Origin of the sequence: Parvibaculum sp. (genome assembly GCF_019635935.1) — a bacterium.
Taxonomy (GTDB): Bacteria; Pseudomonadota; Alphaproteobacteria; order Parvibaculales; family Parvibaculaceae; genus Parvibaculum.
Map to the genome: position 1 here is coordinate 3,488,904 of NZ_JAHBYN010000001.1, position 23,069 is coordinate 3,511,972.

Annotated in this window: 19 protein-coding genes; 12 read left to right on the plus strand and 7 right to left on the minus strand. The window is 63.6% G+C overall.

Annotated elements, in window-relative coordinates; translation table 11 throughout:
• The first annotated feature begins 12 nt into the window (after positions 1-12).
• A protein-coding gene (gene prfB / locus KF719_RS17055) for a peptide chain release factor 2 (protein WP_293510398.1) occupies positions 13-1,141 on the plus strand; the annotation gives its coding sequence in 2 pieces (ribosomal slippage) (positions 13-81 and positions 83-1,141; 1,128 coding nt in all).
• A gap of 5 nt (positions 1,142-1,146) precedes the next feature.
• Positions 1,147-2,334 carry an NAD(P)/FAD-dependent oxidoreductase gene (locus tag KF719_RS17060; protein WP_293510399.1) on the plus strand — a complete coding sequence of 396 codons (1,188 nt, stop codon included), beginning with the start codon at positions 1,147-1,149 and terminating at the stop codon, positions 2,332-2,334.
• A gap of 507 nt (positions 2,335-2,841) precedes the next feature.
• Here KF719_RS17060 and KF719_RS17065 read toward each other — a convergent pair.
• From KF719_RS17065 to bcp, 5 genes are all read right to left on the minus strand, one after another.
• Positions 2,842-3,681, minus strand: coding sequence for a DUF3883 domain-containing protein (locus KF719_RS17065; RefSeq protein WP_293510401.1), 840 nt, complete (start codon positions 3,679-3,681; stop codon positions 2,842-2,844).
• A 526-nt stretch (positions 3,682-4,207) separates the two neighbouring features.
• On the minus strand, positions 4,208-4,744 hold the full coding sequence (locus KF719_RS17070) for a polymer-forming cytoskeletal protein (protein WP_293510403.1): 537 nt from the start codon (positions 4,742-4,744) through the stop codon (positions 4,208-4,210).
• A 25-nt stretch (positions 4,745-4,769) separates the two neighbouring features.
• On the minus strand, positions 4,770-6,173 hold the full coding sequence (locus KF719_RS17075) for a M23 family metallopeptidase (RefSeq protein ID WP_293510404.1): 1,404 nt from the start codon (positions 6,171-6,173) through the stop codon (positions 4,770-4,772).
• Positions 6,174-6,292: 119 nt separating this feature from the next.
• Entirely contained in the window at positions 6,293-7,129 is an 837-nt protein-coding gene (locus KF719_RS17080) for a ferritin-like domain-containing protein (RefSeq protein WP_293510405.1), read from the minus strand.
• A 4-nt stretch (positions 7,130-7,133) separates the two neighbouring features.
• Complete coding sequence (bcp, locus tag KF719_RS17085; protein WP_293510406.1) at positions 7,134-7,679, minus strand: thioredoxin-dependent thiol peroxidase; 546 nt, start codon at positions 7,677-7,679, stop codon at positions 7,134-7,136.
• Positions 7,680-7,923: 244 nt separating this feature from the next.
• Here bcp and KF719_RS17090 point away from each other — a divergent pair, with 244 nt between their 5' ends.
• Together KF719_RS17090 and KF719_RS17095 are read left to right on the plus strand one after the other, a co-directional pair.
• Positions 7,924-11,433 carry an AsmA-like C-terminal domain-containing protein gene (locus KF719_RS17090; protein ID WP_293510407.1) on the plus strand — a complete coding sequence of 1,170 codons (3,510 nt, stop codon included), beginning with the start codon at positions 7,924-7,926 and terminating at the stop codon, positions 11,431-11,433.
• Between the two features lie 89 nt (positions 11,434-11,522).
• Positions 11,523-12,659, plus strand: a complete 1,137-nt coding sequence (locus tag KF719_RS17095; protein WP_293510408.1) for a ferritin-like domain-containing protein — start codon at positions 11,523-11,525, stop codon at positions 12,657-12,659.
• Positions 12,660-12,769: 110 nt separating this feature from the next.
• Here the strand turns inward: KF719_RS17095 and tyrS are convergent, their stop codons facing one another.
• On the minus strand, positions 12,770-14,026 hold the full coding sequence (gene tyrS / locus KF719_RS17100; protein WP_293510409.1) for a tyrosine--tRNA ligase: 1,257 nt from the start codon (positions 14,024-14,026) through the stop codon (positions 12,770-12,772).
• Between the two features lie 81 nt (positions 14,027-14,107).
• On the opposite strand from tyrS, the gene KF719_RS17105 reads away from it, so the two are divergent.
• Positions 14,108-15,223, plus strand: coding sequence for an anhydro-N-acetylmuramic acid kinase (locus KF719_RS17105; RefSeq protein ID WP_293510410.1), 1,116 nt, complete (start codon positions 14,108-14,110; stop codon positions 15,221-15,223).
• Between the two features lie 2 nt (positions 15,224-15,225).
• On the opposite strand, the gene KF719_RS17110 is transcribed toward KF719_RS17105, so the two are convergent.
• Positions 15,226-15,882, minus strand: coding sequence for an alpha/beta hydrolase (locus tag KF719_RS17110; protein WP_293510411.1), 657 nt, complete (start codon positions 15,880-15,882; stop codon positions 15,226-15,228).
• Between the two features lie 280 nt (positions 15,883-16,162).
• Between KF719_RS17110 and KF719_RS17115 the strand changes: the two genes are divergently transcribed.
• From KF719_RS17115 to KF719_RS17145, 7 genes are read left to right on the plus strand one after another with little or no spacing between them, the layout of a single operon-like run.
• A complete protein-coding gene (locus tag KF719_RS17115) occupies positions 16,163-16,642 on the plus strand; it encodes an Rrf2 family transcriptional regulator (protein ID WP_293510412.1) in 480 nt (159 codons plus the stop codon).
• A gap of 37 nt (positions 16,643-16,679) precedes the next feature.
• A complete protein-coding gene (locus KF719_RS17120) occupies positions 16,680-17,873 on the plus strand; it encodes a cysteine desulfurase family protein (RefSeq protein WP_293510413.1) in 1,194 nt (397 codons plus the stop codon).
• Between the two features lies 1 nt (position 17,874).
• A complete protein-coding gene (sufB, locus tag KF719_RS17125) occupies positions 17,875-19,323 on the plus strand; it encodes a Fe-S cluster assembly protein SufB (RefSeq protein WP_293510415.1) in 1,449 nt (482 codons plus the stop codon).
• A 23-nt stretch (positions 19,324-19,346) separates the two neighbouring features.
• A complete protein-coding gene (gene sufC / locus KF719_RS17130; RefSeq protein ID WP_293510416.1) occupies positions 19,347-20,096 on the plus strand; it encodes a Fe-S cluster assembly ATPase SufC in 750 nt (249 codons plus the stop codon).
• A 7-nt stretch (positions 20,097-20,103) separates the two neighbouring features.
• Positions 20,104-21,420 carry a Fe-S cluster assembly protein SufD gene (gene sufD / locus KF719_RS17135; RefSeq protein ID WP_293510418.1) on the plus strand — a complete coding sequence of 439 codons (1,317 nt, stop codon included), beginning with the start codon at positions 20,104-20,106 and terminating at the stop codon, positions 21,418-21,420.
• Positions 21,417-22,661 carry a cysteine desulfurase gene (locus KF719_RS17140; protein ID WP_293510420.1) on the plus strand — a complete coding sequence of 415 codons (1,245 nt, stop codon included), beginning with the start codon at positions 21,417-21,419 and terminating at the stop codon, positions 22,659-22,661. The genes sufD and KF719_RS17140 overlap by 4 nt, the downstream gene beginning before the upstream one ends.
• A 24-nt stretch (positions 22,662-22,685) precedes the next feature.
• Positions 22,686-23,066, plus strand: coding sequence for an SUF system Fe-S cluster assembly protein (locus KF719_RS17145; RefSeq protein WP_293510676.1), 381 nt, complete (start codon positions 22,686-22,688; stop codon positions 23,064-23,066).
• Positions 23,067-23,069: the final 3 nt, after the last annotated feature.

The window sequence follows — 23,069 nt, forward strand, 5'->3', positions numbered from 1 at the left end:
CGAAAGATATCCATGCGCGCCGAAACGCAAAATCTCGCCGATGAAATCAAGCAGTCGCTCGCGCTGCTGAGGAGGCATCTTTGACTGGGATGCTGCCCTCCGCCGCTATGACGAACTGACGGCGAAAGCCGAAGACCCCGATCTCTGGAACGATCCCGAGAACGCGCAAAACCTGATGCGCGAACGCACCCGGCTGGAAGAAGCGATCGCGCGGCTGCGCGGCTTCGAGGCGGGCCTTGCCGACAATCTCGAACTGATCGAAATGGGCGAGGCCGAAGGCGATGCCGGCATCGTGACGGAAGCCGAGGCGGCGCTGAAGGCGCTGAAGGTGCAAACCGACGAAGCCGAGCTCGAAACCCTGCTCGCCGGCGAGGCCGACCAGAACGACACCTATCTCGAAGTCCATGCCGGCGCCGGCGGCACCGAAAGCCAGGACTGGGCGCAGATGCTCTTGCGCATGTACACGCGCTGGGCTGAACGCAAGGGCTACAAGGTCGAGCTGATCGAGCGTCACGACGGCGAAGAAGCCGGCATCAAGTCGGCGACCATCCTCGTCAAGGGCCACAACGCCTTCGGCTGGCTGAAAACGGAATCGGGCGTCCACCGCCTCGTCCGCATCTCGCCCTATGACAGCGCGGCGCGCCGTCACACCAGCTTTTCGTCGGTCTGGGTCTACCCCGTTGTCGACGACAAGATCGACATCGACGTCAGCGAGGCCGATGTCCGCATCGACACCTATCGCTCCTCCGGCGCCGGCGGCCAGCACGTCAACACCACCGACAGCGCGGTGCGCATCACGCACATTCCGACCGGCATTGTGGTCGCCTGCCAGAACGAACGCTCGCAACACAAGAACCGCGCCACCGCATGGGACATGCTGCGCGCGAGGCTCTACGAAGCCGAATTGCAGAAGCGCGAGGAAGCCGCCGCGGCGCAAGCCGCCGGCAAGACCGACATCGGCTGGGGCCACCAGATCCGCTCCTACGTGCTGCAGCCCTATCAGATGGTGAAGGACTTGCGCACCGGCGTCGAAACCTCCGACCCCGACCGCGTCCTCGGCGGCGACCTCGACCCCTTCATGGCCGCAGCACTCGCCGCCCGCGTCAAGGGCACGACGGCCGAAGTCGAGGACATCGAGTAGCGCCTATGGCGTCGCCAGAATTTTACGACGTCATCATCCTCGGCGCGGGCGGCGCCGGGCTTTTCTGCGCCGGCGCCGCGGGCGCGCGCGGCCGTTCGGTCCTCGTCCTCGACCACGCGAAAACCGTGGCCGAAAAAATCCGCATCTCCGGCGGCGGCCGCTGCAACTTCACAAACCTCCACACGACCCCCAAAAACTTCCTCTCCGAAAACCCGTCCTTCTGCATCTCGGCGCTGAAGCGCTACACGCAAGCCGATTTCATCGCGCTGGTGAACCGCCACAACATCGCCTGGCACGAAAAGACGCTCGGCCAGTTGTTCTGCGATGGCTCCTCGCAACAGATCATCGACATGCTGCTGGCCGAATGCGCGCGCGCCGGCGCCGTCATCCGCCTCGAAACGAAAATCGCCGCCGTCGAAAAAACCGAAACCGGCTTCCGCGTCACGACAGGCGAGGGCGCGCTTGCCTGCACAAGCCTCGTCGTCGCCACCGGCGGGCTCTCGATCCCGAAAATCGGCGCCACAGGCCTCGCTTACGACATCGCCCGCCAGTTCGGCATCGGCGTCGTCGAGCCGCGCCCGGCGCTCGTCCCCTTCACCTTCGACGCGGGCCTGAAAGCCGAACTCGACGGCCTCGCCGGCGTCGCGGTCGATGCCACCGTTGCGTGCGGCAAGGCGCGCTTCGCCGAGGCGCTGCTCTTCACGCATAAGGGGCTGTCGGGCCCCGCCATCCTGCAAATCTCGTCATACTGGCGGCCGGGCGAGGAGATCGAAGTCAACCTTGCGCCGCACACGGATGTTTTCGCCGCCCTGAAGGAAGCCCGCACCGCGCACCCCAAACAGGATGTCGAAACCGCGCTTGCGCGGGCGCTGCCCAAGCGCCTCGCCGACCGCTGGTGCGCGCGCGCCGAAGTCACGGGCCGCCTCGCCGACATTTCGGACGCCCGCCTCCGGGCGCTCGGCGAAAGCACCAACCGCTGGCGCCTCACCCCCGCCGGCACCGAAGGCTACCGCACCGCCGAAGTCACCGCCGGCGGCATCGACACGCGGCATCTCTCGTCCAAAACAATGGAAGCAAAATCCGTCCCCGGACTTTATTTCATCGGCGAAGCCGTCGACGTCACCGGCCACCTCGGCGGCTTCAACTTCCAATGGGCCTGGTCGTCGGGATATGTGGCGGCGCAGAACGTCTAGGTCGCACACCGCGCGCGCCTCCCACCCAGATGTGTCACCCCGGCGAAAGCCGGGGCCCATTGGTTCCCCCTGCAGATACGATGGCGCGCGGCGCGAGCGCCATTCACTCCACTTTCACTGCAGCAAGAGGCAATGCGAGTGGGCCCCGGCTTTCGCCGGGGTGACATCGAGGGAGAGGCGACGTGAGAGCATACCCCACCATCGTCTTTGCCGGACTTGATCCGGCAATCCAGAGGGCGCGTCAGCGCCGTCTCTCTTCGCAAAGACTCTTTGCGCGTCCTACCGCGGCCGTTTCCACGTCATCCGAACATCCCCCCACCCACAGGCGTCATCCCGGGGCTTGTCCCCGGGACCCATTGGTTCCCTCAGCAAGTGCGATCGCGCACGATGGGCGCGACAACCTCAACCCATTGAGCGCTTCGGCAAATGGAGAGGCGAGTGGGCCCCGGCAACAAGTGCCGGGGTGACACTGGAGTGAGTGGCGAGGCTGCAAATTGCAACTGAAGCCTACCGAAACGACGCCCGGTAATTCGCCGCATCGAGAATGAGTCGGCTCTCCAGCGGCGGCGCGATCTTGAAGGCCTTGGGCTCCTTCGCGAAATCGTAGAGCCGGAAAATGCGAAACCCGTCCGGCCGCTCCTCGGCGAAATTCTTTTCATTGCGCGAAATGAAAAACGGCGTCTGCATATGTCCGGCCGTCGTCTTCACTTCGAGAAAGCGTTCCTCGCCGCGCACGGTGAACGAGAGAATGTCGTAACCCGCGCCGTCGCCTTCCTCCTGCGCCACCCAGCGCACTTTGCGCGCCAGATCGTCGCGGCCTTCGCCGCGCAGCCGCACCTGCTCCGATTTCAAAACCCGCTCTTCGCCAAGCCGCCCAAGCGCGCGGTTGCGCTCGTCGCGCGCCGCCGGGTCGAATTTGCGCACGAGACGGGCGAGGGCAGGGTTTGTATCCTCCGGCCGTTCGATCTTTTGCGGTGCTTCACCGATGAACAGCGCACCTTGTTCGGCAAGCGCCATTTCCGTCGTCGGCACCGGCAATACAAATTCCGTGCGCCGGTCGATGAACCGTTCGACACCATCGAGCAACGCCTTCTGAAAATTGACCATCGGCTTGTAGCCGGCGATCCACGGTTCGCCGAGCGACATCAGAACTGCACTGATATTCTGATGCTTGAACTCGATGGACCCTTTCGACCGTCCCGTGAGCTTCTGCAATTCGGCATTGCGATGCGCCTTCACATAGGGCTCGCCGTGAAGCTCCCGGTCGCGCATGTCGAAATAGTCGGCGACGATCAGGTCGATTTCCTGCGCGTTCCAGTCCTCGCCTGTCCGGTCGCCTGCCGCCATCCGCCCCTCATGAGTCGATGGGCCAGGTTAGGAAGATCGCGCGCCGCGGTAAAACCGGCCAATCCTCGGCCTTCCTTCTTCGCGCTCTTCGCGTCTTCGCGTGGCAGACCCGCGCCTCTCCCGCCCGCGACCTGTAAGATTTCCTCACACAGGGGATAAGTGGGCGCACGCCGGCGCGCACGCCCAAGCGCTCGTCCGAACGCACATCTCGATGCGCCCGGCGGTCCGATCGCACACAAGCCGCAGTCCGCGCCGTCCCGCGCCCGCGTACGCGCGCCGTCTCCCGCGCGGCGGTCATCCCTCCGAAGCCGTTCGTGACAGTTTTTTGACAGATCGATGACAGAAGCGGAACCCCGAAGCGGGGATAGCGGCGCAAGCCGCTGCGCCCGTTCGGTTTTCGGGCGCGGCGCCGCGATCGTGACAGAGCGATGACAGTCCGTGCCGTCAGGCAATGAAAAACCGGGGCGGCGCGCAAGGCTCCGGCCCCGGTTTTGCCGTTCTCCCCCCGAAGAACGGTAGTTCTGTCTTACTGCGCGGCCGGCCGTTTGACGACGACGCCGCCGTCATTGACCACCACCGGGCTGTCGCCGGGGGCAGGGCGCGGTGCGGGGCGGGCGTCGCCGAGCGCCGGACCGCCGGTATTGGCCGCCGGGCCGGGGCGCGGCGCCGAGGGGCGCAGGCTGGCGCCGGAAGACGCCTGGCCGATCGGGTCGTCGGAATGGCGGCAATTGCCCTCGAAGAAGGCGCCGGTTTCGACCGCCAGCGCTTCGTGCAGGATGTCGCCCTCGACATGGCAGGTCGAGGAAAGCTGCACGCGGCGGCCCCTGATGGTGCCGACGACGCGGCCGCGGATGACGATGTCCTCGGCGACGATTTCGCCGGTGATCGAGGCTTTCTCGCCGATGGTCAGCGACTGGCTGCGGATGTCGCCCTCGACGGTGCCGTCCACCTGAATGTCGCCGGTGGCCGTCAGATTGCCATGCACCACCAGATCGTTGGAGATGATCGACGGTGCGGTGCGGGTGCCCGGGCGCTTGCCGGGGACGGGGGCAGGCGCTGCCATGGGCGCGGCTGCCTTGTCGGTGTCTTTATCCTTGCTTCGCGAAAACATAATGCCCTGCCTCAATGAACTTGGAGGGGTTGCGAACGATGCCGTCGAACCAGACCTCATAGTGAAGATGGGGCCCGCTGCTGCGGCCAGAAGACCCTACTCTGCCGATGATCTCCCGGAATGCAACTTTCTGGCCAGTTTTGACGTCCATGCGGCCGAGATGCCCGTAGCGGGTCCGGAAGCCATTGCCGTGATCGATTTCGATGATGCGGCCATAGCCGCCGCGCCAGCCTGCGAAGGTCACCGTGCCGGCCCCCGGCGCATAGACGCGCTCGCCGTAAGGGGCCGCCAGATCCTCGCCCGAATGGAACGCCATGCGGCCGTTAAAGGGGTCGCGGCGCGTACCGTAGCTGCTGGTCCGGCGGTAGTTGACCAGCGGTTCGGCGAGCGGCATTTTCGCAATGGAATCCTCAAGATCGGCCATTGTTCTCAGATTTCGGCTGACCCTGTAAAGCTGCTTGCCGAAGCCGCTGTCGCCTTCGCCGCCGGCCAGCGCCTCGTGGTCGGCAAGGCTGATGAAGGGGCCGCCCTGCGCCTCGCCGCCCGCCTCGCTGCGGCGCTCGATCAGCGCCTCCGGGTCGATCACCTTGGTCATGCCGATGATCGATTTCAGTTCGCGGACGCGGCGGTCGGTGACTTCCTCGATATTGTTCATCAGGGTCTGCTGCGCCCGGTCGATCTGGGCCAGCCGCGTGTCGATTTGCGCCACGGTCCCGTTCTGGGCGTTGTCGCCGGCAAGGCCGGCCAGCGCCGTCAGCTCGGCAAGCCCGGCCAGGTCGACCGTGCCGCCGGCATTTTCGGCGTTGTCGATGATGAAACGGTCGTTTCCGGCGAGCCGCCGGGGGCCGGTGGTCGTGTCGGCGAGGGCCGGACCCTCGGACTGCCGTTCGACCCGCATCAGCACCTTGTTGCCGCGCTCGCCCGCGGGCTTGCCGCCGGCGGTGGCCGCATAGCGGCGGCGCATCGTGTCGAGCTGCGAACTGGCGGTCTGGCGTTGGCTCATCAGCGCCGCGAGCTGGCGGTGCTTGTCCTCAAGCTGCATGGTGGTGGCGAGGAAGCGCTCCTCGGTGATGACGAGCTGCCCGTTGAGCTCGTCATAGGCGGACTGGAGCTGCGCCATCCGCTCCTCATAGGCGCCCTGCATCTTGACGTAGCGGCGGTCCTTCGAAGCGATGATCTGCTCCTTGAAGACCACATTGACCGAAGCAAAGGCAATCCAGCCGAAAAACGCGAACGCAATCGCCGCAAAACAAGTCTGCGTCAGCGGCGAAAGCGAGATGAACTGAACATGACCGTGGCTGCGGATATAAATCTGCCGCTCCACGTACATATGCCGCAGAAAATCACGGATTCGATCGGGCCAACCGGCCCTATGGTGCATGCCCCTCAATGCCCCAAGACCCCCTCTTTTTGCAGTCCCATCTCACCCAAATTGGGACAGAAATACAACATACGCCGCTTAACAATTGATGTTAATGGTTAATTCTAATTCACCATGCGTTACTTTCCGGTGACCGCGCCGACCGGAGATTGCACCAGATCCTCGTAGAACTCGGGTTTCAGGCCGGCAGCGCGTCGCGCCTCGGTGTTGAAGGGCGCCTTCAGCGCGCCGCGAAAGTGCCGCCGCACCAGCGTCTGGAAGGTGTCGCGCGGATCGATGTGCCGCTCGGCGCAAAGGTGGGAAAACCAGACCGCGCCGGCCCGCACGTGATCCTGTTCCTCCCGATATATGGTCCGCAGGATCGCCGCGCTCTCGGCATCGCCTGCCGCTTCCAGCCGTTCGATCATTCCCGGCGTCACATCGAGACCGCGCGCTTCCAGCACAAGCGGAACGATGGCGAGCCGCGCCATCAGGTCGTGTCGCGTTTCGGTCGCGGCCTGCCACAGCCCGTCATGCGCCGGCAGGTCGCCATAGCGCGCGCCGAGCGCCGCCAGCCGTGCCTGCAGCATCGAGAAGTGCCGCGCTTCGTCGTCGCCGACCGATACCCAGTCGTCGAAGAATTTGCGGGGCAGGCCGGCATCGGCGAAACGTCCGACGAGATCGAAGGCAAGGTCGATGGCGTTGAGTTCGATATGGGCAAGCGAATGCAGCAGCGCGATGCGTCCGCGCGTTCCCTTGAAGGTTCGCCGCGGCATGTCGCGCGGCGCCAGCAGCACCGGCGCTTCAGGACGCGCCGGCCGCTCGGGAATTGCGATTGTCCTTTCGCCGTCCGGCAACAATGTCAGCGACGAGGCGCGCCACGCCTCGGCAACCCGTCGCGCCGAACATGCTTTTTCATCGGCGTCGGCGCAGGCGAGAACCGCGACCGCACCTTCGACGAGCGATGTGCCGGCCACGCGCTCAGAGTTCCTTGGCGGCGGCGAGAACCTCTTCGGCGTGGCCGTTGACCTTGACCTTCGGCCAGACCTTGCGCACCACGCCCTTGCCGTCGATCAGAAAGGTCGTCCGTGTGATGCCCATGAATTTCCGGCCATAAAGGCTCTTCTCGCCCCACACGCCATAGGCATCGAGCATCTTGCCGTCCTCGTCGGAAAGCAGCCGGACTGTCAGGCCGTGCTTGTCGCGAAACTTGCAGTGCTTCTCGATCGTGTCCTTCGAGACGCCGAGCACGACGGCGCCAGCGGCGTCGAATTTTTTCTTGAGCGCACTGAAGGCAATGGCCTCGGTCGTGCAGCCTGGCGTGTCGTCCTTGGGGTAGAAATAGAGGACGACTTTCTTGCCGGCGAGGCCCTTCAGCGTGACGGCGCCGCCGTCGTCGGCGGGAAGGTTAAAGGCGGGCGCCTTGCTGCCGGGCGCCGGGAGATTGGCGCTGCTCGAGGCGACCTTTGCCTTCGCCGCCCTGGTATTCGCTGCCCCTGTCTTCGGAGTTGCCGCCGCTTTGGCCATGAATTGCCGCCTTTGTCCGTGATGTCTGCCGCATTGTCCGGCCCGCAGGACCGGAGGTGGGCATAATATGGATCGCTGCCATGCGCCAGACCAGCCACGTTAAGCTTGCGCGCGATCTTTTGCCGCTTCGAGCGCCAATTTTGGAGACTTGGCGGCGGTCTGCGGCTAGATAGAAGACCGACTCGCTTTCGCCTTATTTCTGCTGTCTGCATTGGCGGACAAGCATAGGGAGAGATGTCGTTTCTTGATCCGCCGGACCGGTAAGATTGCGTTGGAAGTGGTGGGCGTTGCCGTGGCGGCGACGGCAGTTCTGCTTGCCGTGCTTGCATGGCGGCTGTCCTCCGGCCCGGTCTCCGTGTCCTTTCTGGGCGGCATGATCGAAGATGCGGCCGGTCCCTCACTCCAGGGTGGCGCACTCGACATTGGCGATACGGTCCTTCTCTGGTCGGCGGATGATCGCCGACTGTCGCTGCGCTTGATGGAAGTGCGCTTGACCGGCGCCGACGGCAACGACATCGCATTCGTTCCCCAGCTCGCGTTCCAGATCAGCCTGCCGGCGCTGTTCCGCGGCGTTCTGGCGCCGACCTCGGTCGATTTTCATGGCGTCAGCGCCACGCTGCTGCGCCGGCCCGGTACGGGCATCACGCTTGCCATGGCCGGCGCCGATACACCGGCACAACCGGTCGATCCGGAAGCGGCGGCATTTGTCGCCCGGCTGATCGAAGGACTCTCTTCGGGCGACGAGACCGGTACGCCGCTGGACTACCTCACCCATGTCGGCATACGCGATGGAACGCTGCGGCTGGTCGACGAGGTCAATGGCGTCGCCTTTGACGCGCCATCGGCAAATCTGGTCGTGTTCCGCGGCGAGGGCGGTCTTGGCGCCACATTGCGCGCCAACATTTCGATCGACGATACGACGACGACCGTGGAGATGACCGGCATGTTGCCGTCTGGCAGCGACATTGCCCGCATCGACGCCCGGGCAGCCAACGTCGTGCCCGCCGCTTTCGCACGGATGTCGCCGGCCTTCGCCGACTACGCCGTCTTCGATGCACCCGTCGAAGCCCGTGGCGAACTGCAGATCAAGGCGAACGGCGACATGGTCGCCGCGCGGCTGACGCTCGACGCGGGCCGCGGCGAGATCAATCTGCCGGATCCATGGGACGCCTCGATACCGATAGAAAAGGCGCATGCCGAAGTCGAGTTTGACGGCGTCGGGCGCCGCGTCGAACTCATTGCGGCGAAATTCGAAGCAGGTCCGCATAGCGCCGTGCTGACGGGCCGGCTCGACTATCGCATTGCAGACGGTCTCAATATCGCCGGCGCAACGGTGGACCTGGCCGCCAGCAACATCCATACCGAAATTCCCGGCTTTTTCGAGGGGCCGGTCGACATCGAATCTGCGCGCCTCAAGGGCGATTTCGACTTCGACGCACTGACCGCGGAAATCGAGGAGCTGAGCATCGGAACGGCGGGTGGGGGCCTTTCTGTGAACGGAACCGTGCGCGACGCCGAGAGATCGCCGGCGGTTCGTCTTTCCGGTCGCCTCGACGCGATGCCGCTCGATGCTTTCAAGGCAATCTGGCCCTTGCCGCTCGCCAAGGGCGCCCGCGATTGGGTGGGACTGAACCTTTCCGGCGGCGACGTCACCGGCGGATCGTTCGAGATCGACATGCCCGCCGGCATGATCGACGATGCCGACGACCGGATACCTATTCCCGACGAAAATCTTCAGGTCGAATTTGCGGTCAGCGGCGCGACGCTGAGATATATCGGTGAAATGCCGCCAATGGAAAATGTGGTGGCGAACGGCCGGGTGATCGGCAACCGGTTCGACGCCTGGGTGTCGTCGGCGCAGATCGAGCTCGAAGACGGGGGCAGGCTCGCCGTCAGTGAAGGGCACTTCGATGCCGACGAACTGAACAGAAAAGGGGCGCCTGGCCACATTGCGTTCACCGTCGACGGGGCGACGGCTGATATTCTGGCCCTGCTCGATCACGAACCGCTGAATCTGATCCGGAATTTCGGTATCGATCCGCGCAGCGTCGACGGCACCGGTCGCGTTGTGGGCCGTCTCGAGTTGCCGCTGGTGAAGACCGTCACGATCGCCGATGTCGATTTTGGCGGCACGGCAAGCGCTACCGATCTCGCCATTCCCAACATTCTTGAAAATGTTTCCATTACCTCCGGAACGCTCGACATCGACGTCTCGCGCGCGGGGCTCGTTGCGCGCGGACCGGTCGGCATCAATGGCGCGCCGTCGCTCGACCTGGAGTGGCGCGAAAGCTTCGTGCGCGAAAGCGGCGTCGGTTCGTCATACCGATTGTCAGGCGTACTGGACGATGACGGACGCAAGGCAGTGGGTGTCGGACTGGACGATTTTCTAGATGGTCCCGCCGCATTCGACGCGACGTTCAGCGGCGACGGACGGGAAGTGAACCGCGCCACCGTCAAGGCCGATCTGACGAATGCAGTCGTCAAGCTCGGCTACGCGAGCTGGTCGAAAACGCCAGGCATTCCGGCCGCCGCGGAGCTTCGGCTGGCATTCCTGACCGGCGGCGGCTTCCGCGTCGCGGACTTCAAGCTGACGGGCGAGGAGATGGAGGCGCATGGCAATTTCACGCTGGGTCCCGACGGCCGGCTGACCGAGGCGGATTTCCCCGCCGTCAAGCTCGGTCCAGACAATGATTTCTCTTTTGCTGCCGGTCCGGCGGACGACGCTGCCGTTGCGATGACCATCGCCGGCGCGCGTTTCGATGCGCGCCAGATCCTCGCCGACATCATCTCGGGCTCGGATAAGAATGGCGAAGAGGCGGAAGTTGCGGATGAACAAACACCATTGCTGTCGCCCGATGCCGTAGCCGACCCTGCGCGCCGGACCACGATACGCGCCGAAATTGCACGCGCCACGGGCAACAACGACACAATGTTCCGGGCCGTCAGCGCCAATGTCGTTCAGGTCGACGGCCGCCTCTGGTCGCTGAACGTGACCGCAGTCGATCCGCAGGAAGCGCCGCTGACGGCAAGGATCGGGCCGGACGATACCGGCGTGCGCCACCTGGCTGTCGCATCGAACGATGCGGGTGTCGTCTTTCGGGCGCTCGATTTCACCAACAGCATGAGAGGCGGCACGCTGAGTGCGACCGGCGTTTACGACGACACGGTCGCAGGGTCGCCGCTGAACGGCGTTGTGACAATCGATGCGTTCCGGATCGCCAACGCGCCCGTGCTCGCGAACATATTGACGGTCGGATCGCTGACCGGTATCCGCGACACGCTGAACGGCGAAGGTATCCTGTTCAATCGTCTCGAACTGCCCTTCGCGATTACCGAGGGCAGCATTGTCGTCAATGACGCCCGGACCTCGGGTCCGGCGATCGGGCTGACGATAAAGGGGAATATCGACCGGGCGACGGACCGGATCGACATGGAAGGGACGCTTGTTCCGGCCTACACGATCAATTCGTTTCTCGGCCAGGTTCCGGTGCTCGGTCCGTTGATCGTCGGCCGGGAGGGCGAGGGAATTTTCGCCCTGACATACCGGGTGCGCGGCTCCTCCACCGAACCTTCGGTCACCGTAAACCCGCTCTCGGCGCTGGCGCCCGGCTTCTTGCGCCGGATGTTCGAATTCGGCGGTGCGACTGTAATCGATCCCCCGGTAGAGCGGCCCGCGGCGGATTCCCCGGCATTGCCTGACGACACGGCACCGACGGCGCCGCAGCCGGATGTTTCTCCCGCACCGCAAAACTGACATCTTGCGACGATTCGAGATTGCGGAGTGTCACTCCGTATATGTAAAGTCGCGCCATCGCTATTGGAACGGCAACGGGGAGGAGACCCATGTCCACCAATCAGAAGATGACGATGGACGCGGCCTACGAAGCGGTCGCGCCGGACGACTTCCCGGCGATGATGGATGTCGACCGCTACGGCAAGCGATCCAACGCTTTCGACAAGATCATCTCGGCGACACACGATCATTTCTGGGATCCGCTCGACAGCAAATACATCGACTTCTCGGAACCGTGGGATCTCGACAACGAGGCGCTGATGCCTGCCGACTTCAGCATGGAGTTGAAGACGGCCGTGTCGGACAAACTCGACGAAAAGCAGCGTATCTATCTGATCAATGAGAACGTCCGCTGGAGCATGTCGTCGATCCTGCATGGCGAGCAGGGCGCGCTGGCGCTGTCGGCTAGCCTTTGCCACATCCTGAAGGACCCGGGCGCGCAGGAATATGCCGCCAATCAGACACGCGAGGAAGCGCGCCACGTCACGGGCTTTGCGAAATACATCCAGGCGCGCTGGGGCAAGCCGACGGCATGCGGCGTGGTGCTCGAAAAGCTGCTCTGCGAGATCGTCTCGACGCCGCTCGTCTGGAAAAAGCTGGTTGGTATGCAGATGATCGTCGAAGGGCTGGCGATGGGCGCCTTCGCGACCTTCTATGCCAAGACCAACGATCCGGTGATGCGGCGGCTGATGCAACTCACGATGACCGACGAGGCCTTCCATCACAAGTTTGGCAAGATCTGGGCGGACCGCACGGTGCCGAACCTCCCGCCGGCCGAGCGTGACATGATCGAGGACTGGGCGCTCGAAGTCTTCATGACGCTGATGCGCAATTCGACCGGCCCCGAACAGAAGAAGGCGATCTACGAGAAGGTCGGCCTCGACTGGCGCTGGGTTCAGGGTGCGCTGGCCGAAGCCTTGACCGACAAGAACATGCGAGGCGAATTGCAGGAAGCGACCAACATCTTCCGTGTGCTCATCAAGACGCTCGTGAAAGCGGGCATCGTGACGAGCCGCACGGCGCCGATGTATGCGGCCTATGTGGATATGGCCGAACTCTATGGCGAAGGCGACCGCATGGTCGGCGACGACATTGCCGAGGAAGGCATCAAATACCTTCAGGCAATCAACGGTGCCGGCGGCGATGCGGCAATTTTCGCGCTTGGCGGCGCGACCGCAGCGGAATAAGGCGTCGACGGAAAAGCGGCAGGAAATAGCCGCGGAACGCACACAAAAACAACAAGATTAGGGAGCGTTCAGGAAGAGCCCTCTCCGGGAAACCGGAGAGGGCCTTTTTGTTATTCCCTGGGCTTCAGCAGCACGTGCTTTTTCTTGCCCAGCGAGAGCTTGATGACGCCTTCCGGTGTCAGGTTCTCGCGGGCAAGCACCATCTTCTCGTCGCCGACCTGCGCATCGTTGACGCGCACGGCGCCGCCCTTGATCTGGCGGCGGGCTTCGCTGGTCGATGCGACGAGCCCGGCCTGAACGAGGGCGTTGAGCAGCCCGTGTCCGACTTTGAGTGCGTCGACCTCGATTTCGACGGTTGGCAGATCGGCGCTGATCGCACCCTCTTCGAAGGCCGTGCGCGCGGCTTCGGCTGCCTTTTCGGCTTCCGCCCGGCCATGCGCCATCGCGGTCGCTTCGGTCGCGAGGATTTTCTTCGCCTCGTTGACCTCCGACCCTTCGAGTTTTTCGAGCCGGGCGATTTCGTCCAGCGGCAATTCGGTGAAGAGCTTGAGGAAGCGGCCGACATCGGCGTCCTCGGCGTTGCGCCAGTACTGCCAGTAGTCGTAGGGCGACAGCATGTCGGCGTTGAGCCAGACCGCGCCGGACGCCGTCTTGCCCATCTTGGCGCCCGACGACGTCGTCAGCAGCGGGCTGGTCAGGCCATATAGTTGCGCGCCGTCAGTGCGTCGCCCGAGTTCGATCCCGTTGACGATATTGCCCCACTGGTCGGAGCCGCCCATTTGCAGCGTGCAGCCATATTTCCGGTTCAGTTCCACGAAGTCGTAGGCCTGCAGGATCATGTAGTTGAATTCGAGGAAAGAAAGGTTCTGTTCGCGCTCCAGCCGGATTTTGACGCTGTCGAATGACAGCATCCGGTTGACCGAGAAGTGGCGGCCATAATCGCGCAGGAAGTCGATATAATTCAGATTGTCGAGCCAGTCGCGATTGTTGACCATGACGGCGTCGGTCTTGCCGTTGCCGAATTTCAGGAACTTCGCGAACACCGCTTTGATGCCGGCAAGGTTCTCGCCGATCTTTTCGTCGGTCAGCAACGGTCGCGCCTCGTCGCGGAAGCTTGGGTCTCCAATCCGCGTCGTGCCGCCGCCCATCAAGGCGATCGGACGGTGCCCGGCCTTTTGCAGCCAGCGCAGCAGCATGATCTGGACAAGGCTGCCGGCATGCAGGCTCGGCGCCGTTGCATCGAAGCCGATATAGCCCGTCAACAGCCCTTCCAGTGCGCGCTCGTCGAGGCCCGCATCGTCGGAGGTCTGGTGAATGAACCCGCGGGCGGAAAGCTCGCGCAGGAAATCGGACTTGAAGCTTGTCATAATCGGCTCGGGGTTTCGGATAGGCGGAAAGGCGCGGCTGGTGTATCACGCTTTGGCTAAGGGAAAAACGGACAAACACCCATGATCCGCGCTTTGGGCCTGATGAGCGGCACGTCGCTCGACGGCATCGATGCTGCCATTATCGAGACGGACGGCGAGGGCGCGGTGCGTGCGGGCGCCTCGCTGGCGGTGCCCTACAAGCCCGAGGAAAGGCTGCTTCTGCGCCTGGCACTTGAGGCCGCGAAGAGTTGGGAACCCGACGAGCCGATGCCTGAAGAGGTGGCAGAGGCCGAACGCCACCTGACGCTGGCCAATGCGCTGGCGGTGCGCGCGCTGCTCGCCGAGGCGGGGCTGAAGCCCGCCGACATCTCGGTGATCGGCTTTCACGGCCAAACAGTGCTGCATCAGCCAGAACGCCGCCGGACGGTGCAGATCGGCCTCGGCGATGTGCTGGCGCGGCTGACCGGGATCGACGTGGTCAACGACTTCCGCAGCGCCGATGTTGCGGCCGGCGGACACGGCGCGCCGCTGGTCCCGCTCTATCATCAGGCGCTTGCCGGCAGCACGGGCATCGTCGAGCCGGTTGCCATCATCAATATCGGCGGTGTCGGAAATGTTACCTACATTTCCCCGGATGGCGCCCTGCTGGCATTCGACACGGGCCCCGGCAATGCGCTGATCGACGATTGGGCGCATGAGCATACCGGCGAACCGGTTGACCGCGACGGCGCGCTGGCGGCCGGGGGCGATGTCGACATGGACGTGCTGGAACGCCTGATGGCGCACGAATTCTTCGACGCGCCGCCGCCGAAGTCGCTCGATCGCTTCTCTTTCTCGCCCGAAGCCGTGAGGCATCTCTCGCCGCCCGACGGCGCGGCGACGCTGACGGCCTTCACCGTCGAAGCCATCGCACGCGGCCTTGCCCATATCCCCGGCGTGCCGTCGCGCTTCGTCGTCTGCGGTGGCGGGCGGCACAATCCCGTGCTGATGGCGATGCTGAGCAAAAGACTGCAGGGCGGCGTACTGCCGGCCGAAGACCTTGGCTGGCGCGGCGACGATGTGGAAGCCGAAGCCTTTGCCTATCTTGCGGTGCGTTCGCTGCGCGGATTGCCGCTCAGCCTGCCGACGACGACGGGCGTACCGGAGCCGATGCCCGGCGGCAGGATCCACCGGGCGGGCAGTATTGCCCACGATTGAGGTCAGGCTTTCTCCGGCGCCGCCGCGAGCCGTTTGTCGAGATAGGCCCCGATTGCGTTGGCCAGCGGTTCGAGATGCGACTCGAAGAAGTGGTTGGCACCGTCCACCGAGGCATGCTCGATGGTGATGCCCTTTTGCGTCTTCAGCCTTTCGACGAGTTTCAGAACGTCGGCCGGTGGCGCCACCTGGTCGGCGCTGCCGTTGATGATGATGCCGGACGAGGGGCAGGGCGCGAGGAACGAAAAATCATACATGTTGGCCAGCGGCGCGACCGAGATGAAACCCTCGATCTCGGGCCGCCGCATCAGAACCTGCATCGCGATCCATGCGCCGAAGGAAAACCCGCCGATCCAGCATTGCGCGGCATCGGGGTTTTGCGATTGCAGCCAGTCAAGCGCCGATGCCGCGTCCGACAACTCGCCGATACCGGAATCGAAGGCGCCCTGGCTGCGCCCGACGCCGCGAAAATTGAACCGCAGCACCGAGAAACCCCGGTTCACGAACGCCTGATAAAGAGCGTAGGTCACGGGGTTGTTCATCGTCCCGCCGAACTGCGGATGGGGGTGCAGCACCAGCGCGACCGGCGAATTGGCCTTCTTGCTGTGGTGGTAGCGGCCCTCGATCCGGCCGGCCGGGCCATTGAATATCACTTCAGGCATGTCTGGGTCTGTCTCGGGCTATGCGGCCGGCGAGGCGCGGAACGGGCAATCTCCGACTGGTTTTCAGGGAGATATATTCGCCGTAATTCTCCGATTCCTCTGGAAATTCCGTCGCGAGATGCTAAATAGTTGACTGTAGCGCTCGGAAATCATAGAGCCTTGCGCTGAATGCCCCGCCGGGCCGGTAGCCGGTCCTGCGAGGCGCATGTTCTTAACACAGGCAAAGGCCGGTTGTGCAAGCTTTTGACCGCCCTTTGCCTGCCAAACGAAGGAGTTGGCCGTGAAGCTCACCACCAAGGGTCGCTATGCCGTGATGGCCATGGCTGACCTGGCGCGGCATTCGGACGGCAGCCCCGTGGCGCTGGCCGAAATCGCCGATCGTCAGGAGATCTCCTTGTCCTATCTGGAGCAGCTTTTCGCCAAGTTGCGCCGGGGTGAACTGGTGAAAAGCGTTCGCGGGCCGGGCGGTGGCTATCTGCTGTCGCGCGATGCCGGTGATATCCGGATCTCCGACGTCATCCTCGCGGTCGACGAGCCGATCAAGGCCACGCGCTGCGAGTTGGGGTCGCCGAAGGGCTGCATGCCGTCGGCCGGCCGCTGCATCACCCATGATTTGTGGGAAGGTCTGAGCCATCAGATTCAGCATTTTCTGAGCTCGGTGTCGCTCGGCGATGTCATCGACGGACGGGTCGCGGAGCGGCAGGTCGTTGTTACCGATACGCGCCGCAAACCGGCCGGCATCGCCAACGCCGCCGACTGATCGCAACCTCGACGATGAACGGGAGTCTCGCCACGCGATGACGATGAAGCGCGCCTATCTCGATCACAACGCGACGACGCCGCTGCGCCCCGAAGCGCGCGCGGCGGTTTTGCGCGCGTTGGAGGTCACGGGCAACCCGTCCTCGGTTCATGCCGAGGGCCGGGCGGCGCGCGCGCTTGTCGAGGCGGCCCGTCGCGACGTGGCGGCATTGACCGGCGCGAAGCCTGCGGAGGTGATTTTCACGAGCGGCGGCACCGAGGCGGCGCGCCTCGCGTTCCACGCCGCGAAGGTCGCGCAGGGCGTCGAGCGTCTGATCGTGTCGGCGGTCGAACACGACGCGGTGCTGGCATCTGCCGAGGCTTCGGGCCTTCCAGTCGAGATCGCGCCGGTGGACGGCGATGGCCGGATCGACCTGCACGTGCTGGCGTCGCTCCTTTCGGCGTCGGACGGGAAGGTTCTGGTCGCCCTGATGCTCGCCAACAACGAAACCGGCGTCCTGCAGCCGGTCGCCGAGGCCGCGGCGCTGGCGCATGAAGCCGGTGGATTGCTGCTTTGCGACGCGGTTCAGGTGGCTGGCAAGGTTCCGCTCGACTTCGCCGCGCTGGGTGCCGACATGATGACGCTTGGCGGCCACAAGCTCGGTGCGCCTTTGGGCGTCGGTGCACTCATTGTCCGCGAAGGTTTGCCTTTCGCCGCGGACGCCGTGGGCGGCGGGCAGGAAATGCGCCGCCGCGCGGGTAGCGAAAATGTTTCGGGCATTGCCGGTTTCGGCGCGGCTGCGCGCGCGGCGCGCGGCGCGCTCGTGGAATTTGCGGCGTTGGCAGACTTGCGTGACGAAATGGAAGTGCGCCTTGCGGCCGCCGCGCCCGATGCGGTGTTCTTCGGACGGGGCACACAGCGCCTGCCCAACACGAGCTATGTCGCGGCGCCCGGTCTCGACGCCGAGACGCTGCTGATGGCACTCGATCTCGACGGTGTGGCGGTCAGCGCCGGTGCCGCATGTTCATCGGGCAAGGTCGGCCGTCCCCGCGTGCTGGACGCGATGGGCGTCGATCTGGCGCTGGCAAAGGGCGCCGTCCGCGTCAGCCTTGGCTGGTCGAGTGCTGCCGGCGACATCGACCGCTTTGTCGAGAGCTGGTTGCGGACTTATGAGCGCAATCGCTCGAAGATTGTTGCCGATGTTTACGCGAGCGGGGCGCCATCGCCCCGGCTTGCGGCTGTGGAGAGTTGATATGGCTGCCGTGAGAGAAACCGTCGAAACGGTTGGCGAAGTCGAGAAGTACAAATACGGCTTCACCACCGACATCGAATCCGACAAGGCCCCGCTCGGCCTGACGGAAGAGACGGTGCGTTTCATTTCGGCGAAGAAGAACGAGCCTGATTGGCTGCTCGAATGGCGCCTTGCCGCCTTTCGCCGCTGGCTGACGATGGACGAGCCGAAATGGGCAAAGGTCAGCTATCCGCCGATCGACTTCCAGGACGCCTACTATTACGCGGCGCCCAAGCAATCGGCGAAGCTGAACAGTCTAGACGAGGTCGACCCGAAGCTTCTCGAAACCTACCAGAAGCTCGGTATTCCGTTGACCGAACAGAAAATGCTGGCCGGCGTCGCGGTCGATGCGGTGTTCGACAGCGTATCCGTCGTCACCACCTTCAAGGAAAAGCTGCGCGAAGTCGGCGTGATCTTCTGCCCGATGTCGGAGGCCGTGCGCGATCACCCGGAACTTGTGCAGAAATATCTCGGGTCGGTCGTCCCGACGTCGGACAATTTCTATGCGACGCTGAATTCGGCGGTCTTCTCCGAAGGCTCCTTCGTCTATATCCCGGAAGGCGTGCGCTGCCCGATGGAGCTTTCGACCTATTTCCGCATCAACGAAAAGCAGACGGGCCAGTTCGAGCGCACGTTGATCATCGCCGACAAGGGCTCCTATGTGAGCTACCTCGAAGGCTGCACGGCACCGCAGCGCGACGAAAACCAGCTTCATGCGGCGGTCGTCGAGCTTGTCGCGTTGGACGACGCAGAAATCAAATACTCGACCGTTCAAAACTGGTATCCGGGCGATGCGGACGGCAAGGGCGGCATCTACAATTTCGTGACCAAACGCGGCGACTGCCGCGGCGCGAATTCGAAAATATCATGGACCCAGGTCGAGACGGGCTCCGCCATCACCTGGAAATATCCGAGCTGCATCCTGCGCGGCGACAATTCGCGCGGCGAATTCTATTCGATCGCGATTTCGAACGGACGCCAGCAGGTCGACAGCGGCACCAAGATGATCCATCTCGGCCGCAATACGTCGAGCCGTATCGTTTCGAAGGGTATTTCGGCCGGCCGCTCGTCCAACACCTATCGCGGTCTCGTCAGCGTGCATCGCAAGGCCGAGAACGTGCGCAATTTCACGCAATGCGACAGCCTGCTGATCGGCGACCGTTGCTCGGCGCATACGGTTCCCTATATCGAAACGAAGAACCCGAGTGCGGTGCTGGAGCACGAGGCGACGACCTCGAAAATCAGCGAGGACCAGATGTTCTATTGCCGCCAGCGCGGCATTGGCGAGGAAGAGGCGGTTGCGCTGATCGTCAACGGATTTTGCCGCGACGTGTTGCAGCAACTGCCGATGGAGTTCGCTGTCGAGGCCCAGAAGCTTGTCGGCATCAGTTTGGAAGGCAGCGTCGGCTGACGCTGAATTGTGGAAGAGTGAATATGCTTGAGATCAAGAACCTGCATGTGTCGGTCGACGGCAAGGAAATCCTGAAAGGGATCGACCTCGATATCCGTGCGGGTGAGGTGCATGCCATCATGGGTCCGAACGGCTCCGGCAAGTCGACGCTGTCCTATGTGCTTTCCGGCCGCGATGGTTATGAAGTGACCGAGGGCTCGATCCGCTTCAAGGGACGCGACCTCACGGAATTGAATGTCGACGAACGCGCCGCGGCCGGCATCTTTCTCGCCTTCCAGTATCCGATCGAAATTCCCGGTGTCACGACCATGACCTTCCTGAAAGCGGCGCTGAACGCACAGCGCAAGGCGCGCGGAGAGGAAGAACTCGACGCGGTGCGCTTCCTGAAGCTGGTGCGCGAAAAGGCAAAGCCGCTCAATGTGCCCGACGAGATGTTGAAGCGCGCCCTGAATGTCGGTTTTTCGGGCGGCGAGAAGAAGCGCGCCGAGATCCTGCAAATGGCGCTGCTGGAACCCGCACTCGCCGTACTCGACGAGACGGATTCCGGCCTCGACATCGACGCGCTGAAGACGGTTGCGGAAGGCGTCAACGCACTTCGAAGTCCGGAGCGTGCGATGCTGGTTATCACGCATTATCAGCGCCTGCTCGACTACATCGTGCCCGATGCGGTCCACGTGCTTTCCGGCGGGCGCATCGTCCGGAGCGGCGGCAAGGAGCTGGCGCATGAACTCGAAAAGTCGGGCTATGCCGCCTATGACGCCGACGCGGCGTGAGGAAAGAATGAACGACAAGGCCGTACATAGTTTCGCAGAAGCATATGACCGGGAGCGCGCGGTGCTGCCCGGCGCCGACGGCTGGCTGGCGCGCCGACGTGATGCAGCATTGAAATCCTTCGTCGAGGCCGGCCTGCCGCACCGCCGGCTCGAAGAGTGGAAATATACCGATCTGAGGCAGGCGCTGGAGAAGGCGGCATTCGCGCCTGCGCCGGCACATGAAGGAGCGGTCGTTCTTCCCGATACAGTCGCGGCGTCCGCCTTCGCCGCGATTGATCGCCATGTTGTCGTCTACGTCAACGGCCGCTATCGGGCCGATCTTTCGCAGGCCGTCCGCCTGCCGAAGGGTGTTGAGTTGCATTCGCTGGCCGACGTGTTGCATGAGCAATGGGCGAAAGAACTTGTTGAACGCCGCTTCGACGATGCGCGCCAGTCCGAAGACATCGTCGATCTCAATACGGCGCTGATGCGCGACGGCCTGGCCCTGCGCATTCGAAAAGGCGTCCGCCTCGACAAGCCGCTGCACCTGCTTTTTCTCGCGGCGGATGGCGGTGCGTCGCACACCCGCAACCTGATCCAGCTGGAAGAAGGTGCGGAGGCGACGGTCTTCGAAAGTCATATCGGTGCGGGCGACGCCTTCGCCGATATCGTCACCGACGTAGCGCTGGGCGATGACGCGCGACTCGCGCATGTGAAGATTCAGGACGAGGCCGCGGGCACCGTTCATCTGGCGACCCTGCGCAGCCGCCTCGCCGCGAAGTCCCACCTGTCGAGCTTCACGCTGACACTTGGCTGCGGTGTCTCGCGCATGCAGAATTTAGTCCTCTTCGCCGGCGAGGGCGCCGAGGCGCATGTCAACGGCGCCTATGCGTTGAAGGCGGCACAGCATGCAGATCAGTTCTGCGTCATCGACCATGCCGTGCCGGGCTGCACCAGTCATACGCTGTTCAAGGGTGTGCTGGATGGCGCGTCCGAGGGCGTTTTCCAAGGCAAAGTCATTGTGCGGCCCCACGCTCAAAAGACCGATGGCCGCCAGATGACGCATGCGCTGCTGCTGTCGCGCGATGCGGCGATGAATGCCAAGCCCGAACTTGAGATCTACGCCGACGATGTGCAATGCGCGCATGGATCGACGGTCGGCGAACTATCGCGCGACGCGATTTTCTTCCTGCGCTCGCGTGGTATTCCGGAAGCGGAAGCGCGCCAGCTCCTTGTGTCGGCGTTTCTCGACGAGGCGCTGGACCTTGTGCCGCACGAAGCGGCGCGTGAGGCGTTGAAAGTGCTCGCCGCCGGATGGTTTGCGGACGGGGAGGGCAGGGCATGAACAGTCCGGTTCTGAAATCCGAGACTTACGATGTCGCCCGCATCCGCGCCGACTTCCCGATCCTGTCGCGCGAGGTCTATGGCAAGCCGCTGGTCTATCTCGACAACGCCGCTTCGGCACAGAAGCCGCAGTCTGTGATCGACGCGATTGCGCATGTCTATGCCAGCGAATATTCGAATGTTCATCGCGGCATGCACTACCTCGCCAATGCCGCAACCGAGAAGTTCGAGGAGGCGCGCGAAACGGTCCGGGCGTTTTTGAATGCTGCCTCGACCGATGAGATTGTTTTCACCTCGGGCGGCACCGACGCGATCAACCTGGTTGCGTCGTCATATCTGGCGCCGCGCATCGAGCCGGGCGACGAAATCATCCTGTCGGTGCTTGAGCACCACTCAAACATCGTGCCCTGGCATTTCCTGCGCGAACGAAACGGCGCCGTATTGAAATGGATACCGGCGACGGACGAGGGCGATCTCGATATCGATGCCTATGAAGGGCTTTTCACGCCGCGCACCAAATTCGTCGCCGTGACGCAGATGTCGAACGCACTCGGCACGATTACGCCGATGAAGACGATGATCCGCATGGCACATGAGCGCGGCGTGCCCGTGTTGGTGGATGGCTGCCAGGGCATCGTTCACCTGCCGACCGACCTGCGCGATCTCGATTGCGATTTTCTGGTCGGCACCGGCCACAAGCTTTATGGGCCGACAGGCATCGGCCTGCTTTACGGAAAATCGGCGCATCTGAAGACGATGCGGCCTTATCGCGGCGGCGGCGAGATGATCCGCGAGGTCGGCATGGACGGCGTCACCTACGCCGCACCGCCGCACCGCTTCGAGGCCGGCACGCCGCCCATCGTTCAGGCTATTGGTCTTGGCGCGGCGCTTTCCTATATCGAAAGTGTCGGCCGTGAGCGGATTGCGGCCCACGAGGCGGATTTGAGGGACTACGCGACCCGACGCCTTTCGGAAATCAACAGTCTGCGCATTGTCGGCACGACGAAGGCGAAGGGCAGCATCGTCTCGTTTGTGATGGATAACGCCCACCCGCATGACATTGCCACCGTCATCGACAGGGCAGGCGTCGCGGTCCGGGCGGGTCATCATTGCGCACAGCCGGCGATGGAACGCTTCGGCGTCGGCGCGACGACGCGGGCCTCCTTCGCGATGTACAATACACGCGACGAAGTCGACCGGCTGGTCGACGCATTGATCGACAGCAAGAAGTTCTTTGGATAACGGATCATGGCCGAAGACGCGAACATGATGGAAAACGCGGATGTGGTGCCGGCCGGCGCCGACGAGGCGCCGCGCGCCTCGACGATCCCGCAGGAGGAGATCGACCAGATCACCGACGACATCATTGCTGCGCTCAAAACGGTCTACGATCCTGAAATCCCGGTCGACGTCTACGAACTCGGCCTGATCTACAAGGTCGATATTTCCGACGACCGCGACGTCGTCATCGACATGACGCTGACGGCGCCGGGCTGCCCGGTGGCCGGGACCATGCCGATCATGGTCGAGGACGCGGTGCGAACCGTCGAAGGAATAGCCGATGTGCGGGTCAACATGACTTTCGACCCGCCCTGGGATCCAAGCCGCATGTCCGACGAAGCGCGCGTCGCGCTGAACATGTTCTGATGG

Coding starts and splice junctions, on each gene's coding strand:
- KF719_RS17145 (WP_293510676.1), top strand. CDS start 22,686: ATGATGGAAAACGCGGATGTGGTGCCGGCCGGCGCCGACGAGGCGCCG.
- KF719_RS17060 (WP_293510399.1), top strand. CDS start 1,147: ATGGCGTCGCCAGAATTTTACGACGTCATCATCCTCGGCGCGGGCGGC.
- KF719_RS17140 (WP_293510420.1), top strand. CDS start 21,417: ATGAACAGTCCGGTTCTGAAATCCGAGACTTACGATGTCGCCCGCATC.
- KF719_RS17105 (WP_293510410.1), top strand. CDS start 14,108: ATGATCCGCGCTTTGGGCCTGATGAGCGGCACGTCGCTCGACGGCATC.
- KF719_RS17070 (WP_293510403.1), bottom strand. CDS start 4,744: ATGGCAGCGCCTGCCCCCGTCCCCGGCAAGCGCCCGGGCACCCGCACC.
- tyrS (WP_293510409.1), bottom strand. CDS start 14,026: ATGACAAGCTTCAAGTCCGATTTCCTGCGCGAGCTTTCCGCCCGCGGG.
- KF719_RS17075 (WP_293510404.1), bottom strand. CDS start 6,173: ATGCACCATAGGGCCGGTTGGCCCGATCGAATCCGTGATTTTCTGCGG.
- KF719_RS17110 (WP_293510411.1), bottom strand. CDS start 15,882: ATGCCTGAAGTGATATTCAATGGCCCGGCCGGCCGGATCGAGGGCCGC.
- KF719_RS17120 (WP_293510413.1), top strand. CDS start 16,680: ATGACGATGAAGCGCGCCTATCTCGATCACAACGCGACGACGCCGCTG.
- bcp (WP_293510406.1), bottom strand. CDS start 7,679: ATGGCCAAAGCGGCGGCAACTCCGAAGACAGGGGCAGCGAATACCAGG.
- KF719_RS17095 (WP_293510408.1), top strand. CDS start 11,523: ATGTCCACCAATCAGAAGATGACGATGGACGCGGCCTACGAAGCGGTC.
- KF719_RS17065 (WP_293510401.1), bottom strand. CDS start 3,681: ATGGCGGCAGGCGACCGGACAGGCGAGGACTGGAACGCGCAGGAAATC.
- sufB (WP_293510415.1), top strand. CDS start 17,875: ATGGCTGCCGTGAGAGAAACCGTCGAAACGGTTGGCGAAGTCGAGAAG.
- sufD (WP_293510418.1), top strand. CDS start 20,104: ATGAACGACAAGGCCGTACATAGTTTCGCAGAAGCATATGACCGGGAG.
- sufC (WP_293510416.1), top strand. CDS start 19,347: ATGCTTGAGATCAAGAACCTGCATGTGTCGGTCGACGGCAAGGAAATC.